The following is a 15,803-nucleotide window of genomic DNA, read 5'->3' as shown; positions in this document are numbered from 1 at the left end:
CCACTCCGCGCTCAACCCACATCGCCACCGGCGAACACCTGGCCCTGAGCAGCACTGGCCACACCAGCCTGTCGATCGGCAAACGCCTGCTGGCCAGCGCCAGTCGGGGCATGCGCCTGTTCGTGCAAAGCATGGGCTGGCGTCTGGTCGCGGCCTCCGGCGACATCGATGTGCGCGCGCTGAAGGACAGCATCAACCTGCTGGCCAAACTCAACATCACCGCCAACGCCGACCGCATCACCATCACCGCGAAAACCGAACTGGTGATCCAGGGCGGCGGCAGCGCCACCACCTACAACGCCGGCGGCATCACCCACGCCACCAGCGGCCCGTACACCGCGCACGCGGCGAACTTCGCCTACACCGGGGCGAAATCTTTGGCCGGGGTATTCCCGGAACCGCCGAAACCGGGCAAGGGCAATCTGGAATTGTTCAACCAATACGCCGGACGTCAGGGCATCAAGGAAGGCGACTACGAAGTCATCGATGCGCTGGGCAAAAGCATCAAAGGCAAGCTCGACGGCAAGGGTTTCGCCAGCGTCGCCGGCGCTGCGCCGGGGCCGGCGCGTGTGCTGTTCGGCAAGGATCCGGCGGATACGTGGAGCGATGGCAGTTACATCGGTAAGCCGGAATGGCCGTTGAATCCACCGGGTGCCGAAGACGTGCCGAGTCAGGTGCAGGCGATGGTCGCGCAGGTCTTGCCGAGCAAGAGCTGGGAGATGTTGGAGAAGGGCAAGGACATGGCGCAAACAGGGATGAGTGCGATGCAGACGGCGCAAGGTGCGATGCAAACGGCGCAGCAAGTGAAAGGTGTGGTGCAGGGCGGGGTGGCCGGGTTGCCGAAACTTGCCAGTGCCGCAATGCCGAGTGCTTCGGGGCTTCTAGGGGCGGCGAGCAAGGCGGGCAAGTTGCCGAGCCTGCCTGCACCGAGTCTGCCAAAACCTTCCTTGAAAACCCCGGGCCTGTTGGCGGGTGAGATGCTGTCATGACAACGGAAACGATTTCAGTCAAAGGAGTGACGCAATGAAAGACGCTATTCGTTTGGGGGACTCCACCACCCACGGTGGCAAGGTGCTCGAAGCCTTCTCTCAAACCGACCTCAATGGCAAGCCGATTGCCGGGCTCGGTCACAAGGTCAGTTGCCCGTTGTGCAAGGGTATTTTCCCGATTGCCGAGGGCAGCAGCACTTACTCCGTCGATGGCACGCCAATCGCGCTGGATGGCATGAAGACCGCCTGCGGTGCTGCGCTGATTGCCAGTGGCCCGAAAGGCGCGGTTGTTAGTTGAATCACCCAAATTATTGCTTCGGCCTCATGAGGCTGCGATCTCGAATCGCGAACTCGACGAGGACCTGCGCCTTTCAATTCATCTTCGAAACTCCAGCCTGTTGGCCGGTAAGACGCTTTCATGACGACTGATATCGCTGTTGCAAACAAACGTGAACCCCAGGTAGCCATCGTTCCACTCAATGCTATCGACATCAAGGATGTCGCAAGCAGTGCAGCGACATTTGATGCATGGCTGCAGTCTGCGAGTGGTGGTGTGGTCACGCTTGACCGGATCAAAAACGTCGCCGGAGCACTGCCCGTAGTGGGTAACATCATGGCGTTGGTCGACGCTCTGGGTGACATCGTTACTTTGTCGAATGCGCAGAAACGAGATCTGCTTGCTTGGGCGAGCTTGGGTATCAACCTGATCGGTGTGTTGCCGTTGCCACCGGCGATGGCGGCGGCGCGCATGACTTTGCGTCCAACGCTGTTTCTTGTGCGTCAGGAGATGAAAGCCTCCGGCAAGGTACTGCTCAGTTCATCGGTCATTGAGGTCCTGATAGGGCACTTGAACGAATCCATCGTTGGTACTCTCGATGACTTTGTCGCACAAGCCAAAGGCAAGCTACCCGGTATCTTGGCGGACGCCGGCAAGCTCGGTGAAGACGTCATCAACGAGATTGCCAAAGGCCTTGAAACGGTTGCCAACGGTAAACTCGACGCCAAAGGCGACGCTCAGGCCGCCAGTCAAAAACTCAGCACCGCTGGCGACCAACTTCTGAACGATCCACTCGCGGCGATCGACAATATATTCGGAGCGGCTGCCAGTGCGTATAAGGCTGCAGGCAAGGGCTTGGCCAACAGTGCGGCGGATAATCTGCTACCTGATGATGTGAAGAAACGGGTGGTCACGGAGACAGCAAAACTCCGCGCAATGGGGCCTGAATTACGTACTCAGTTGAGCAAACTCGATGATGAGTCAGTTCAGAACTCTATTGGCTGGTTACTGCTGACCCTCTCCACTGCTGTGACTCTTTGGCGCAGACGTAATGCCCACGGCCAGAGTGCGGGCGTTCAACCGGACAAGACCAGCAAGGCGAATCACACTGCCTCCGAGGGCGGCCTAGGCGCCACCGGTCAACAGGCTGCGGCAGCGCATGCGCCCAACCCGGATAAAAACTGCGCCTGCTCCAGCACTCGTCGCAGCATCAATTTTGCTCTGGGTTCTGAAAGCCTCAGCCATACCGATTTCAGTCTTCCGGGTCCTTTTCCTGTTGAGTGGACGCGCACCTACAATTCTCGCCTGGGTGCATTCGACCATAGCGAGCTCGGTGCGCGTTGGATCAGCGAATTCACCACACGATTTGATTGCATGGATGACGGCCTGACGTTCTACGGCGCTGACGGCCGGGACCACAGTTATCCTTTACCCAAAGTCGGTCTGTTCCACTACGACGCCATTGAGAACGTCACGCTGATTCGTGCCAGCGAAGATCAGTTGGTACTGTGCCGCGGTTTTGAGCGCAAGGAAACCTACATACGCCTTGGCCAACGCTATGTGCTGACCAACATTTCGCGGCGCAATGGCGCCGGGGTCATGCTGCATTATGAGCATCGCCATGGCGAGCAGTCGGTACTCTCAGACCTGATCACGTATCAGGAAAACGACATCAGCAAAGTGCATTCGCATCTGGGCACGATGCTTGATGGTCAAGGCCGCTTGGTTGGCATCTGGGAAATTCGTGACGGCGTACCGCATCGTCAATTGTGCGCCTATCAGTACGACGCTTATGGCGATTTGACTCAGGGGCAAGATGAGAACGGTGCGGCCTGGTCGTATCAGTATCAGCATCACCTGGTCACTCGTTACACCGACCGTACCGGCCGAGGTATGAACCTTGAGTGGGACGGGCAGGGCTCCAACGCGAAAGCCATCCGTGAATGGGCCGATGATGGCAGTTTCGATACGCGTTTGGAGTGGGACGAGAACATTCGTCTGACCTATGTCACCGATGCCCATGGCAACGAAACTTGGCACTACTACGACATCCTTGGCTACACCTACCGCATTCGCCATGCTGACGGACGCTCGGAATGGCTTTTCCGTGACGACGCAAAAAACGTCGTGCGCCACGTACAAGCCGATGGCAGCACCAACCGTTACCGTTATGACGATCGCGGTAATTTGCTTGAGCATACCCGCGCCGATCATACCGTCATGCATTACGCCTATGACGATCAGGATAAGCTGATCAAGATCAGTGATGCCGAGGGTGGCCAGTGGCAAAGGGCTTATGACGACATGGGCAATCTAGTCGAAGCCATCGACCCACTGGGCAACAAAACCGAATACGCCTACAACAAGTCAGGTCTGCCTACGGCGATCAAAGATGCCAACGGCAACGAAAAGACCTTGGGCTACAACGATTCCGGGCAAGTAGTTGAATACGTTGATTGCTCAGGCAAGACCAGCGCCTGGGAGTACAACGAATTTGGGCAGATGATCTGCTTTACTGACGCTGCGGGAAACGCCACCGAGTACGATTACAAGGCCGGGCAAGTGGTGCTGATCAAGCACCCGGACAAGACTGAGGAGCGTTTTGAGCGCGACGCTGAAGGTCGTTTGCTGGCCCATGTTGATGGACTGGATCGCTGCACGACATGGAGCTACAACGCTGCTGGTCTGATTGCCGAACGCGTCGACGCCGCTGAGCAAACCTTGCGCTATCGCTGGGACCGTCTCGGTCGTTTAACGGCCCTGGAAAACGAAAACGAGCAACGCGCGCATTTTAATTACGACCCGGTCGGTCGTATTCTGGAAGAGAGCGGCTTTGATGGGCGGAGCACACGCTATCAGTACGACCCCGTCACGGGGCGCTTGGCACAATCGGTCAATGGCGAACGTGTGATTTCGATGAGCTTTGACCCGATGGGGCGCTTGACTGAACGTTGCGCTACTTTGGGGGAAAAATCACAAGTCGAGAACTTCGCTTACGATGGTAACGGTCGTTTGGTATTGGCCAAGAATACCGACAGTCAGCTGCATTGGTTCCATGACTCAGCGGGTAATTTGCTGCGCGAACACCAGCATTACCTCGGTCTTGAAAAAGCCACTGTCGCGATTTGGCAGCATGAGTACGACTTGCTCAACCAGCGTGTAGCCACCATTCGCCCGGACGGGCATCGCGTCAGTTGGCTCACTTACGGCAGCGGCCACTTGTTGGGCATGCGCTTGGATGAGCACGAACTGGTCGGCTTTGAGCGAGATGATTTACACCGCGAAATTGCCCGTCATCAAGGTAACCATCTACTGCAGACCCAAAGCTGGGACCCTGTAGGGCGATTGCAGGAACAGGTTTTGGGGCGCAGCGATGACAAATCTACCCTGCTCAAGCGCGAGTACAAATACGATGCTGTAGGCCAACTGACCGACATCAATGATAGCCGCCGTGGCCCCCTGGCTTATCGATATGATCCGGTCGGTCGTCTGCTTAGCGCGACTATACGTCAAGGCGTAGAAACGTTCGCTTTTGACCCGGCAGGTAACCTACTTGACGACAAAACGAATGAAATTCGCCGTCCACTGGATTTAACTCCACCGCGAAGCAAGCTAGTCGACAACCTGCTGCGTGAGTACGCTGGTACCCACTACGATTATGACGAGCGCGGCAACCAGATCCAGCGTTGGCATAACGGCCAGCGCAGTGACCTGCAATGGGATCTGTTTGATCGGTTGGTGCATTTCGAGGACTCAAGATTATCCGTCGATTTTGCTTACGACGCTTTGGGACGGCGCCTGCACAAAAACTCCCTTGCGCACTACAAACAGCGTCCGGAAGCTGGTTCGCTCTGGAACCGTAATGAGCATGCTCGCAAACAGCGAGAACTGGGTTGTGGTTTCACCTTGTATGGGTGGGATGGCGACAACCTCGCCTGGGAAAGTAGCCCAGCACAGGCCGATGGTGAACCTGGTCGAACGGTTCACTACATATTCGAACCGGGCACCTTCGTCCCGGTCGCTCAAGCTGTGCGCCACGCACCGATCAACCTCATGGGCCAGCCGGACTACAGTGGTGAATACAGCCTTGATGAAGATCCGCTGTGGAATCACAAAGCTAGCGCGTTACCGTTTGATGCGTTGGCTTGGTATCAGTGCGATCACTTAGGTACGCCCCAAGAGCTGACTGACTATCAAGGCAGCGTGGCTTGGGCTGCGCAATACAAGGCATGGGGGCAGGCAACGGAACAGCACTCAGAATGGGCGCGGCAGAATGGGGTGATGAACCCTATACGCTTCCAGGGCCAATATCATGATCATGAGACGGGACTGCATTACAACCGACATCGGTACTATGACCCCACAGTAGGGCGGTTCATCAGTAAGGATCCGCTCAGTTACGATGCCGGGTTGAACCTTTATCAGTACGCACCGAATCCGACAGGTTGGACCGATGCTTTGGGACTGTCTCGAAAAGGCGCTACATCTGGCTCCAAAAAAACCAACACTGCCGAGGGTGCAGCTGACGCTGCGGTAGCAGGAGGGAAAACATCTGGGGCGGCATCTGAGTTCCGCCAAGGAGACCATGTTATTACGGGTGTAAGCGGTGAAGAAGTGCCGCATAATTCCCAGGTAACGGCGGGGCTGATGGGCACGCCAGCAGATAAACGCGCCCAGTGGCACGGCGGATGCGCCGAGGTGGTTTGCTTGGATAAAGCTATGAATGCAGGTATTGATCCTGCTGGAGGAACCATTCGGACCGTTAATATTGGTAGCTCCGGAAATGGTCATGGCACAAACAAGGCTCCCTGCTCCTCGTGTACCGACCTTTTACAACATTTCAAGGTTAACGTCGTATGAATCAAATTGATTTTAAGAAATATAACGTTGGCGCGATTATTCGGCCATCTGACAATCGCGAAGCGCTCAAGCAGCAGATCGGATTTTTGGTCAAGGTTTTGGATGCTTTGGATATCAAATTCTCTGATTGTGAGAATGATCCTTTGCGTCTTGCTAAAGACTATGTGGAAGGCAAGATCCCCATTGAAGTCTGTAAGGCCGAGGCTTCGGTTTGGTGGGCGAAAATCGATGAGATAGGCGCAATACGTGACTTTCAAGATAAGGACGTATTACTGGCGCGGCTAGCTATCTGCCTGCTGTCAAATGATGAAGATGATGTTTCTGTAATGGGAGATAATCTTTCATGGTTTTTTGAGGTGCTGGGATTCTTGAAAGTTGATATGACAATGCCAATGAGAATGATGATTGAGTATTTTGAATTTAAATGAAATTTAAGTTCGCTAGGCAAGGATCAGTGTAGTGGCACTGTGAGGCGAAACTTGCCGCTGACGCCTAAAGGAATAAGGAGGTGTGGAGGGCAATGGCGTCAGTTGGTCAGAATTAGGCTCCGGTTCGATGACTGTGTGGAGCTTTTCAAGATCCTTCGTATTTCTCTCCGGTGAGGTGCGAGACTACGGACGTTCCCGATAGCTTGCGCCACCGGATTTCAGCCACGATTGGACATATATTCTTTAAAAGGCGAGCCAGTGCGATGCGCTGTTGCGCTTTATGCTGCGCGCCTATTTAAGTAGCGTTGAATTGGTGGCGATCAAGCAGCCCGACAAGACCGAAGAGCGCTTTGAACGCGACGCCGAAGGTTGGCTGCTGGCGCATGTCGACGCTCTCGATCGTTGCACCACGTGGAGCTACAGCGCTGCCGGTCTGATCGCCGAACGTGTCGACGCTGCCGAGCAGACCCTGCGCTATCGCTGGGACCGTCTCGGACGGTAAACGGCTTTGGAAAACGAAAACGAACAACGCGCGCACTTCCACTTGGCCTTTCCGCCTCTTCTGATCTACCTCGGATGAAAGGTACGAGTATTCCTCGCGCCGGTAGAACGTTGAACAGCGCCGGATTTTCGAAAACCAAAGACAATGGGGTTAACGAAACCTGGAAGCATGCAGACGGTTCAGAGGTCAGGGTTCACAAGTACGGAACTTGAATGCCTGCCCTCACAAATCTGGCAACAATGCACACATCCATAAACAGGATCCGTCCAATCATCAACTGGATGATGAGGGTAAAGTTTCCACCGATCCTAATAAAACTCACATTGGCATTCGTAATCCTGCCGATTTACCAGCTGTCCGAGGGAGACCACACGGATCATGAGTTATGAATACAAATTGGTGTTTGACGACAACTCTACAGCCCAGCATGTCATCGACATTGTTAAAGCTAGTAGTGCTTGTGTTCGCTCAGGCGACGGTGATCTTTATTTGAAGGATCACTCGTTGAATAGCAGTGGGGCTTACGATACTCGTCTCATTTATGGGGATGATGAATCCCTGTGGCTCCAAGTGAATTTCCAATCAGCAGAACTGTACGCGCTACTTAAAACAGCACTCAATGGAAGAAATTTCAGGTGTCTTGAAGATGGGGACGAGGATGAAGAGGTTGGCTTAAATGAGGCCTTCCGCGTGTAGGTTGACTCTCGGTCAAATTGCAGCCGAATAGCCACTTTTTAATCTCTAAAAATTTATGAAATATATCAGGGGCAGGCCACGTTTTTGAAGGTTGATTAAACGCAACCTGCCTCTGATAAAACTCTCTGCCATTGGTGGTCGAAAGACGCGAAATTGATCGAGGCTGCAGTCAACCCTCGTAGTCGAAGGAATGACAACATGAAAGACACCATTCGCTTGGGCGACTCCACCACTCACGGTGGCAAAGTCCTCGAAGCCTTTTCCCAGACCGACCTAAACGGCAAGCCCATCGCCGGGGTTGGCCAAAAGGTCAGCTGTCCTCTGTGCAAAGGCATTTTCCGATTGCCGAAGGCAGCAGCACTTACACCGTCGATGGAACGCCCATCGCGCTGGACGGCATGAAAACCGCCTGCGGGGCCGCGCTGATTGCCAGTGGCCCGAAAGGAGCGGTGGTCAGTTGAATCCGCGAGGGTGAGCTTTTCGTTCGCCCTCAGGAATACTGCAAGTAAACATCCTGGCTTCATCCATTAAAGGAATAAACATGAAGAACACCGCTTTGATCCTCGCACTGACCGCCGCTCTGGGCACCGTCAATGTTGCTCACGCAGAAGGACCGGACGCCGCTACGTTGAAAGGGATGTACGACACTGGGCGCAACATGTCCGGGCTGATTAACCATTGCGTCGACAAAGGTTTCCTGAAAGCTGAAAGCACGGTGAACGCCAATAAAATGGTGGCGTTTGTTGCCGGTATTCCAGGGCAGATGGACAAGAGCGACGGCGACAAGAACGAGGCCCATGGTCGCAAGGGTGAGGTATTGGACGATGGACAATACAAAAACCTGGAGGTCAATCTGCCGCCGAGTCTGACGCTCAAGCAGTGGTGCGAGCAGGCGGATCAAGGCATGCGCCAGGGATTGGAGCGTGTGGGTCTGTAATCTCCTTGGTGATTGATCGTTCCCACTCGCAGCAATGGAATGCCTAAGGGACGCTCCGCGTTCCAGTTCGCGAAGGGACGCGGAGCGTCCCGGGCCGCATGCCTTTGCTGCGCGTGGGAACGATCAGGTGCAACGGGCAGGTTATTTCGCGGAGAACTTCAACACCACGCTGTGGCTGTAGGTCTGCCCCGGATCAAGCCGTGTACTCGGGAAGTCCGGCTGATTCGGTGAATCCGGATAGTGCTGAGTCTCCAGGGTAAACGCGCCCCAGTGCGGATACACCTTGCCACCCTTGCCCTTGACCGTGCCGTCGAGGAAGTTGCTGGTATAGAACTGCACACCCGGTTCCGTGGTGAACAACTGCAGCACGCGACCGGACTGCGGGTCACTCACCTCAGTCGCAACTTTGCCGATATCGCCCTTGGTATCCAGCGCCCAGTTGAAATCAAATCCACCCTGTTTCGGCTCGGCGAATTTCAGTTGCGGATGATCAGCCTTGATGTGCGTGCCGATCGCGGTTGGCTTGCTGAAGTCCATCGGCGTGCCGGCCACGGGTGCCAGTTCGCCGGTCGGGATCAGTTTGGCGGTGACCGGGGTGTAATGGCTGGCGTGCAGGGTGGCGACCTGTTTGAGGATGTCGCCATTGCCGGCGCCGGCGAGGTTGAAGTAGCTGTGGTTGGTCAGGTTGAGCACGGTCGGTTTGTCGGTGCTGGCCTTGTAGTCGATGCGCAGTTCGTTGTTGTCGGTGAGGCGATAGGTCACTTCGGTGGTGAGGTTGCCGGGGAAACCCATTTCGCCGTCCGCCGACAGATAGGTCAGGGTCACGCCGACTGAGTCCTTGTCCTTGGTTTCCTGGGCTTTCCAGACTTTCTTGTCGAAGCCCAGCGTGCCGCCGTGCAGCGCGTTGGTCTTGTCGTTCTGCGGCACTTGATAGCGCTTGCCGTCGAGTTCGAACGCGCCTTCGGCGAGGCGATTGCCGAAGCGGCCGATGGTCGCGCCGAAGTAGGCGGTGCCTTTCTGGTAGCCCTGGACATCATCGAAGCCGAGCACGACGTCGTCGAACTTGCCGTGCTTGTCCGCCACTTTCAGCGATTGCAGGGTCGCGCCGTAGGTGATGACGGTGGCTTGCATGCCGTGGCTGTTGCGCAGGATGTATTGCTCGACGGGCGTGCCGTCATTGGTTTTGCCGAAAGCTTTATGTTCGGCGCTGAGGCCGGCCGCGTTGGCGGAGAGGGTGGCGATCATCAGGGACAGTCCGAGGCCGGAGAGCAGGTGACGGGATTGAAGCATGGTTGACCTTCCTTTTTGTTGTTGTTTTTGAAAGTGGCGTTCTATCGGTAATCTCAATCACCGAAAAACAAAGTAGTCATACTAAATATTCAACAAGTGAAAATTTATAGCGGATTAATCGTTTATTTCAACAATAAAGACAGACTAAATTGCAGGTCGGGATAGGTGGAAGGACGACCGGGCATTCGGCGCACTGCACTTTTTCGCAATCGGCGGCTCTATCCATGGCCAGGATGCGGTGACTCCCGCCGCACAGGAATGTGCCTGTTCGAGATTTCATGCCGAGAGCTTTTGCCCTGATCACTGCTTTTTTCCGCCGCCCGTGTCTGTTGCTGGCGTGTTTGTCGTCGCTGTTTTTCAGCGGTTGCAGTCACCAGGACGGCAACGGCTTCTTCAACCAGATGCGTGAAGGGAAGCCGCAGGAGTTCCTGCAGACCAGCGTCGACCGTATGGCCACGCTGGCGATGCGCGACAACCTCAACAGTCTCTATCGCTTGCAGGGCAAGCTGTACTTGCGCAACCCGGAAGAACTGCGCAAGTCAGGCTTTCTCAACATCCATGCCGCGGTGAAACAGGTGCGCCAGGCCATCGAGCAGCAACAGCCGTTGCCGGTGCTTGGCGGTCGCAAGGATCTGGCGGCGCTCAGCTATGCGATGAGTCCGGAGTTTCTCGGCGACCGTGTCGGCGCCTTCATCTATGCGATCGGCAGCATGCTGGTCACCGCCCACGGCAATCGCACCGAGTTCTACATGACGGACGCGATCAACCCGACGTTCGTTCACAACGCTGCACGCAATATCGAAAAAGCCACGTGGATTTTGTCCCAGCGGCAGAACAAGGAAGGTCAGCCGCTGCTGTTTTCCAATGAGATCTCGGAGGAGGGCAGTAATCTGAGCTTCGCCACCGAGTTCGGCAAAATCGTTGCGCGGCTGGACCTGATCACGCAGATGCTTGATGAGCGTTACCGGCGGATCGGCCTTAACTACGCGCAGAGTTTGCTGTTTCTGAATTTCTTGCCAGTGCAGTGAGTGCAGAGATCCAATGTGGGAGCGAGCCTGCTCGCGAAAGCGGTGGATCAATCAACACTTCAGTGCCTGAAAGAGCGCATTCGCGAGCAGGCTCGCTCCCACATTGATCGAATAGTGAAGGTTGTTTTTGTATACAATCCGTCACCGCTATTGATCAAAATGGAGCCGCCCCCGTCATGACCGACCCCGCCAGCGCCGATTTCAGCCGCGTCGACCGCACCGCCCGTGCGGACAAACTGCCTTATGCCGCGTTGCTGGCGTTCGCCATGACCGGGTTCATCGCCATCCTCACCGAAACCCTGCCCGCCGGGCTGCTGCCGCAAATCGGCGCCGGGCTCAACGTCAGCGAGGTGCTCGCCGGGCAACTGGTGACGCTCTACGCGCTGGGCTCGATTGTCGCGGCGATTCCGCTGACCGTCGCCACACGCGGCTGGCCGCGACGGCGGGTGTTGTTGATGACGGTCGGCGGGTTTCTGATTTTCAACACTGTCACCACATTCTCCAGTCATTACGGCCTGACCCTGGCCTCGCGCTTCCTCGCCGGGATGGCGGCGGGGCTGTCGTGGGGGATCATGGCGGGGTATGCGCGCGGCATCGTGCCGGTGCATCAACAGGGGCGGGCGCTGGCGATTGCCATGCTCGGTACGCCGGTGGCGTTGTCACTGGGCACGCCGGCAGGGACGTGGCTGGGCAATCTGATCGGCTGGCGCGCGTCGTTCGGGATCATGTCGGCGCTGGCTCTGGTGCTGGCGGCGTGGATTGTCATCGCCGTGCCGGATCGTCCGGGGCAGGCCAGTGACGAGCGTCTGCCGCTGCTCGAATCGATGCGCCTGCCGGGTGTGCGACCGGTGTTGTTCGTGGTGCTGACGTGGATGCTCGGGCACAACATTCTCTACACGTACATCGCGCCATTTCTGATGCAGGCCGGGCTGGCTGATCGGGTCGATCTGGTGCTGCTGGTGTTTGGCCTGTGTTCGCTGGGGGGGATCTGGATTATTGGCATGCTGGTGGATCGCTGGTTGCGCTGGCTGACGTTGATCAGCCTCGCGGTGTTTGCGCTGACGGCGCTGGTTCTGGCGTTTGCTGCGCCGTCGCCTCTGATTATTTACGCGTGCATGGCGGTATGGGGGTTGTCGTTTGGCGGTTCGGCCACGTTGCTGCTGACCTCGGCGGCAGACTCGGCCGGTGATCACGTCGACGTGGTGCAGGCGATGCTCACCACCTCGTGGAACGTGGCGATCGCCGGGGGCGGGTTGTTTGGTGGCTTGTTGCTGGATCGGGCTGGGGCGATGTCGTTTCCGTGGGCGCTGCTGATTCTGTCGCTGATTGCCCTGGCCACGGTGTGGGTCAACAAAAACCACAGCTTCAAACCGGGGCGAAGGGTGCACTGATCTAAGGCTCACCAAAAATCCTTTGTAGGAGTGAGCCTGCTCGTGATAGCGGTCTATCAGTGACGAACTGAGTGACTGAAACACCGCTATCGCGAGCAGGCTCACTCCTACAGTAAAGCGATAGTGAGTTCGATATGGCATAACGATAGACCGCATCGATATATGTGGTTATAAGAAAAATCGCTATGCTGCGGGCCAGATTTTTCCTGTCGTTTTTCTGGACGGTTTAATGGAATTGGCAAATTTCGGCCTGGTGATTGCCGGGCTGGTGGTGGGTTTTATTGTCGGCATGACCGGTGTCGGCGGTGGTTCGTTGATGACGCCGATTCTGCTGTGGTTCGGCATCAACCCGGCAACGGCGGTGGGCACTGATCTGTTGTACGCCGCCATTACCAAATCCAGTGGCGTCCTCGTTCATCGCAAGAACAAGAACATCGACTGGGCCATCACCGGTTGGCTGACCCTCGGCAGCGTGCCGGCGGTGGCCATGACCCTGTGGTTCCTCAGCACCCTGCACACTGCGCCGGACGCGATGAACGCCATCATCAAACAGGCGCTGGGCTTCGTTCTGTTCGCCACAGCGCTGGCGATCTTCTTCAAGAAACGCTTGCTCGACTTCGCCCACAAACGCGCTGGCGGCAACTACAACCCGAGCGGTTCACGGCTGAACGTGATGACCGTGATCACCGGTCTGATCCTCGGCACCATGGTTGCCCTGACCTCGATCGGTGCGGGCGCCCTCGGCACTGTCGCGCTGTTCATCCTTTATCCGCTGCTGCCGACCCGGCGCCTGGTTGGTACCGAAATCGCCCACGCCGTTCCGCTGACGCTGGTCGCAGGCCTCGGCCACGCGAGCATGGGCAATATGGATTGGGGCGTGCTGGGCTTTTTGCTGGTCGGCTCGCTGCCGGGTATCTGGCTCGGCAGCCACCTGACCGGACGCATTTCCGATGAAGTGCTGCGCCCGTGCCTGGCGACGATGCTGGTGCTGATCGGTTACAAACTGGCGTTCTGATCCGACTTCAATTTCTGCAACGGAACATCAAGCTGTGGCGAGGGAGCAAGCGCCCTCGCCACACGGGTCAGCGTTGGAAGGTGTATTTCATCACCGTCACCGGCAACTCTTCGTACACCAGCTCCTCAACCACTTCCCAACCCAGTCGCGCATACAGCGACTGCGACGTGTCGGTGTACAGATACAACTCAGGCACACCGAGCGCCGCCGCTTCTTCAACCACTCGATTGACCAGTTGCGAAGCAATCCCGCGACCGCGTTCTTCAGCCTTGACGTAAACCCCCGCCAGCCATGGCGTCAGATCCGGGCGCAGCTTCAGATCGCTTTCGATCAGCAGCGCGCCACCCAGCAGTCGTGAACCCTCTAGCGCTACCACGACACTCGGCACGGCACCTTTGCCGCAAGACTCGCGCATGTGTTCGATACGGTCCTCGACGGTTTGTCCGGGACGAAACTCGCCCCACTCCTGGAAGTTGAGCGTGGCCAGTTCTTCGATCAATTCGGGGTGATCGCACAGGTAATCGATGTGCATGCGGGTGAACTCCATTTCATGGGCAGAACTGCCACCCTAATGCGGTCATAAAAGGTAATCAAATCCGCGTTGCGATCACGCCGGATATGTTGCGCAATGTCGCGCCTGTCCTAAGCTTCTGACTAGGCGGAAGATATTTGCCGGGTCGCCCCGGAACAATCGCCACGATGCGCAATCATTAGAGCGTGGATATCAAAAGGAGATGCGCATGATCATCAGGTCACTGACCCTGACACTCTTGCTGGCGATTGCCGGCCCCTTGTTCGCCGCTGACAACGATTCGCCCATCGCCGGGGATATGGGCCGCGCCCGACCGCTGATCGTGATCGCACAAAGCACCGTCGACCCTGTGTGGGTGGCCCTGAAAAAGTCGCTGGAAGATCCGGCCAACAAAAAAGGCGTCACCGACCGCAACATCAAGGTCTACACCATCCTCAACATGGCCGGCCAGCTCGACGGCAAGGACATGGGCCAGCAAGACACCATGGCGCTGCTGCGCTCGCTGAAGCTGGGTGCCGGGGCCTATCCGAAAGTGTTCCTGGTGGGCAAGGACGGCGAGACCAAACTCTCGGCGTCGGGGGATGACGCGAAAGCGGTGGATCTGAAGAAAATCTTCGACACCATCGATGCCATGCCAATGGCCGAGAAGGAAGCGGCCGCTGCGGCTCAGGCGCCGGTAGCTGCTACGCCGGAACCGGCAAAAGGCGCGAAGAACGCCAAGCCGACCAAGCCTGCGAAACCGAGCAAGCCACCGGAAATGCCGGATGACTGATCGGTTGTTGTAGAGACGATTTCACGTCGAAGGGGCGAGAGGATTCAATCTTCTCGCCCCTTTTCTGTTTCCGAATGCTCCGACGCAAAGCCCTTCAACCTTGTCGGACTTTTCCTGCAAGTCGCGGCGGCGGTGATGAACTGGTGGGGTTGGGGGAGGAGGGATAGTCTTCTTGGGCCGCTGCAAAACACAGTGGTCGGACGTGGAAGTCCGGTTGTCGGTTACATCCATCAATGTCTCAAAAGCGCATGTCGACGTTATTTATGTCAACATCGCCGCGTTTTTGGCGGCTGTGCGCAGGGGCACTTTCGAGTGCGCCGGGTTTTGGTGGATTGGCCTGGTCTTCCACACCTGCGTACAGCTGCCACCCTCATGTGGAAGTGAGAAAGGTAGTTTTTCCTACAATTCACTACGGTACTTCATACATGAAAAAACCAACGCCAAATCCCCCCGAATCCCCCATGGATTCTGGGTCCTTCGACGCCAACAACCCCCGATTACGCAACCCGCATCACCCCGATCCCATCAGCCACCTCTTCACCATCCTCCCTGATATCGATACGCCCACGCTGCTCTGCCACGCTTGCGAAACCCTCGCTTCACTGAACGTCCTGACCACTGACCTCGCCGCAGAACTGAAAGGTTCACCGCGCAGTCTCGCCCTGTCGATTCAGCAGTTGGCCGTGCTTGGCGAGTTGCTGGTCAACCGTGCGCTGGACAATCTCGATCCACCTGCGGCGACGCAGCATTGAACAGGGAGGTTCAAACATGACGCGATACATTCCGCTGACCGGGATCGACTGCAAGATTCCCGCTCTGTTGATCGACCGCGAGGCACCGGTGGATGTGCTGCATGGTACGGCGGCTTACCGTTTGCGCTGTGTGACGCAGTTGATGGAGACACTGACGTTGGGTGACAGCAAGGGACATGATGCCTTGCTGCTACAGGATTTCGCCCGGGTGATGGCTATTCCGTTGCGGGATAGTTGCGACTTGATGGATGTCATCGGCTGGAAGTTGCAGGCGCAGCTTTAAAGACAAAAGATCGCAGCCTGCGGCAGCTCCTACATCGACCGAGTGAAAACC

General features: G+C 56.7%; 14 protein-coding genes and 2 pseudogenes. 14 read left to right on the top strand and 2 right to left on the bottom strand.

All coding sequences use genetic code 11. From position 1 onward, the window contains the following. The 8 genes and pseudogenes from ACW9IR_RS24635 to ACW9IR_RS24600 form a co-directional block, all read left to right on the top strand. A partial coding sequence (locus ACW9IR_RS24635; RefSeq protein WP_457465319.1) for a DUF2345 domain-containing protein occupies positions 1 to 989 on the top strand: 989 nt, incomplete at its 5' end. A 34-nt stretch (positions 990 to 1,023) separates the two neighbouring features. Beyond that, entirely contained in the window at positions 1,024 to 1,287 is a 264-nt protein-coding gene (locus tag ACW9IR_RS24630; protein WP_095121160.1) for a PAAR domain-containing protein, read from the top strand. A gap of 120 nt (positions 1,288 to 1,407) precedes the next feature. Further along, positions 1,408 to 6,126 (top strand): RHS repeat-associated core domain-containing protein, encoded by a 4,719-nt coding sequence (locus tag ACW9IR_RS24625; RefSeq protein ID WP_457465318.1) that lies wholly within the window; start codon positions 1,408 to 1,410, stop codon positions 6,124 to 6,126. Beyond that, positions 6,123 to 6,554 carry a hypothetical protein gene (locus tag ACW9IR_RS24620; RefSeq protein WP_095121162.1) on the top strand — a complete coding sequence of 144 codons (432 nt, stop codon included), beginning with the start codon at positions 6,123 to 6,125 and terminating at the stop codon, positions 6,552 to 6,554. Before ACW9IR_RS24625 ends, ACW9IR_RS24620 begins: the two co-directional genes overlap by 4 nt. 325 nt (positions 6,555 to 6,879) lie before the next feature. Beyond that, a pseudogene (locus tag ACW9IR_RS24615) lies at positions 6,880 to 7,053 on the top strand (RHS repeat domain-containing protein); the annotation flags it as partial. Between the two features lie 381 nt (positions 7,054 to 7,434). Beyond that, positions 7,435 to 7,752 carry a hypothetical protein gene (locus ACW9IR_RS24610; protein ID WP_150693835.1) on the top strand — a complete coding sequence of 106 codons (318 nt, stop codon included), beginning with the start codon at positions 7,435 to 7,437 and terminating at the stop codon, positions 7,750 to 7,752. A gap of 198 nt (positions 7,753 to 7,950) precedes the next feature. Continuing rightward, a pseudogene (locus ACW9IR_RS24605) lies at positions 7,951 to 8,213 on the top strand (PAAR domain-containing protein). Between the two features lie 80 nt (positions 8,214 to 8,293). Continuing rightward, positions 8,294 to 8,689 carry a hypothetical protein gene (locus ACW9IR_RS24600; RefSeq protein ID WP_457465317.1) on the top strand — a complete coding sequence of 132 codons (396 nt, stop codon included), beginning with the start codon at positions 8,294 to 8,296 and terminating at the stop codon, positions 8,687 to 8,689. A 141-nt stretch (positions 8,690 to 8,830) separates the two neighbouring features. On the opposite strand, the gene ACW9IR_RS24595 is transcribed toward ACW9IR_RS24600, so the two are convergent. Beyond that, entirely contained in the window at positions 8,831 to 9,979 is a 1,149-nt protein-coding gene (locus ACW9IR_RS24595) for an aldose epimerase family protein (RefSeq protein WP_150751157.1), read from the bottom strand. 278 nt (positions 9,980 to 10,257) lie between these two features. On the opposite strand from ACW9IR_RS24595, the gene ACW9IR_RS24590 reads away from it, so the two are divergent. The 3 genes from ACW9IR_RS24590 (at position 10,258) to ACW9IR_RS24580 (ending at position 13,413) form a co-directional block, all read left to right on the top strand. Further along, on the top strand, positions 10,258 to 11,007 hold the full coding sequence (locus tag ACW9IR_RS24590) for a hypothetical protein (protein WP_102901676.1): 750 nt from the start codon (positions 10,258 to 10,260) through the stop codon (positions 11,005 to 11,007). Between the two features lie 176 nt (positions 11,008 to 11,183). Continuing rightward, entirely contained in the window at positions 11,184 to 12,398 is a 1,215-nt protein-coding gene (locus ACW9IR_RS24585; protein WP_457465316.1) for an MFS transporter, read from the top strand. A gap of 229 nt (positions 12,399 to 12,627) precedes the next feature. Next, on the top strand, positions 12,628 to 13,413 hold the full coding sequence (locus tag ACW9IR_RS24580) for a sulfite exporter TauE/SafE family protein (protein WP_034154648.1): 786 nt from the start codon (positions 12,628 to 12,630) through the stop codon (positions 13,411 to 13,413). 67 nt (positions 13,414 to 13,480) lie between these two features. Here the strand turns inward: ACW9IR_RS24580 and ACW9IR_RS24575 are convergent, their stop codons facing one another. Continuing rightward, the gene (locus ACW9IR_RS24575; protein WP_457465315.1) at positions 13,481 to 13,945 is read right to left on the bottom strand and encodes a GNAT family N-acetyltransferase; all 465 of its coding nucleotides are present in this window, start codon (positions 13,943 to 13,945) and stop codon (positions 13,481 to 13,483) included. Positions 13,946 to 14,153: 208 nt separating this feature from the next. Between ACW9IR_RS24575 and ACW9IR_RS24570 the strand changes: the two genes are divergently transcribed. From ACW9IR_RS24570 to ACW9IR_RS24560, 3 genes are all read left to right on the top strand, one after another. Then, positions 14,154 to 14,717 carry a DUF4174 domain-containing protein gene (locus ACW9IR_RS24570; RefSeq protein WP_457465314.1) on the top strand — a complete coding sequence of 188 codons (564 nt, stop codon included), beginning with the start codon at positions 14,154 to 14,156 and terminating at the stop codon, positions 14,715 to 14,717. Between the two features lie 461 nt (positions 14,718 to 15,178). Continuing rightward, complete coding sequence (locus ACW9IR_RS24565) at positions 15,179 to 15,469, top strand: DUF6124 family protein (protein WP_457465313.1); 291 nt, start codon at positions 15,179 to 15,181, stop codon at positions 15,467 to 15,469. Between the two features lie 16 nt (positions 15,470 to 15,485). Continuing rightward, positions 15,486 to 15,752 (top strand): hypothetical protein, encoded by a 267-nt coding sequence (locus ACW9IR_RS24560; RefSeq protein ID WP_457465312.1) that lies wholly within the window; start codon positions 15,486 to 15,488, stop codon positions 15,750 to 15,752. The last annotated feature ends 51 nt before the right edge of the window (positions 15,753 to 15,803 follow it).

The sequence above is a fragment of the Pseudomonas sp. SDT291_1_S447 genome, from assembly GCF_054070155.1.
This window is presented reverse-complemented; position numbering and strand designations above follow the sequence as displayed.

Excerpts from the sequence above, each read along its gene's own strand:
- ACW9IR_RS24630 (WP_095121160.1), top strand. The coding sequence starts at position 1,024 with ATGAAAGACGCTATTCGTTTGGGGGACTCCACCACCCACGGTGGCAAG.
- ACW9IR_RS24625 (WP_457465318.1), top strand. The coding sequence starts at position 1,408 with ATGACGACTGATATCGCTGTTGCAAACAAACGTGAACCCCAGGTAGCC.
- ACW9IR_RS24620 (WP_095121162.1), top strand. The coding sequence starts at position 6,123 with ATGAATCAAATTGATTTTAAGAAATATAACGTTGGCGCGATTATTCGG.
- ACW9IR_RS24610 (WP_150693835.1), top strand. The coding sequence starts at position 7,435 with ATGAGTTATGAATACAAATTGGTGTTTGACGACAACTCTACAGCCCAG.
- ACW9IR_RS24600 (WP_457465317.1), top strand. The coding sequence starts at position 8,294 with ATGAAGAACACCGCTTTGATCCTCGCACTGACCGCCGCTCTGGGCACC.
- ACW9IR_RS24595 (WP_150751157.1), bottom strand. The coding sequence starts at position 9,979 with ATGCTTCAATCCCGTCACCTGCTCTCCGGCCTCGGACTGTCCCTGATG.
- ACW9IR_RS24590 (WP_102901676.1), top strand. The coding sequence starts at position 10,258 with ATGCCGAGAGCTTTTGCCCTGATCACTGCTTTTTTCCGCCGCCCGTGT.
- ACW9IR_RS24585 (WP_457465316.1), top strand. The coding sequence starts at position 11,184 with ATGACCGACCCCGCCAGCGCCGATTTCAGCCGCGTCGACCGCACCGCC.
- ACW9IR_RS24580 (WP_034154648.1), top strand. The coding sequence starts at position 12,628 with ATGGAATTGGCAAATTTCGGCCTGGTGATTGCCGGGCTGGTGGTGGGT.
- ACW9IR_RS24575 (WP_457465315.1), bottom strand. The coding sequence starts at position 13,945 with ATGCACATCGATTACCTGTGCGATCACCCCGAATTGATCGAAGAACTG.
- ACW9IR_RS24570 (WP_457465314.1), top strand. The coding sequence starts at position 14,154 with ATGATCATCAGGTCACTGACCCTGACACTCTTGCTGGCGATTGCCGGC.
- ACW9IR_RS24565 (WP_457465313.1), top strand. The coding sequence starts at position 15,179 with ATGGATTCTGGGTCCTTCGACGCCAACAACCCCCGATTACGCAACCCG.
- ACW9IR_RS24560 (WP_457465312.1), top strand. The coding sequence starts at position 15,486 with ATGACGCGATACATTCCGCTGACCGGGATCGACTGCAAGATTCCCGCT.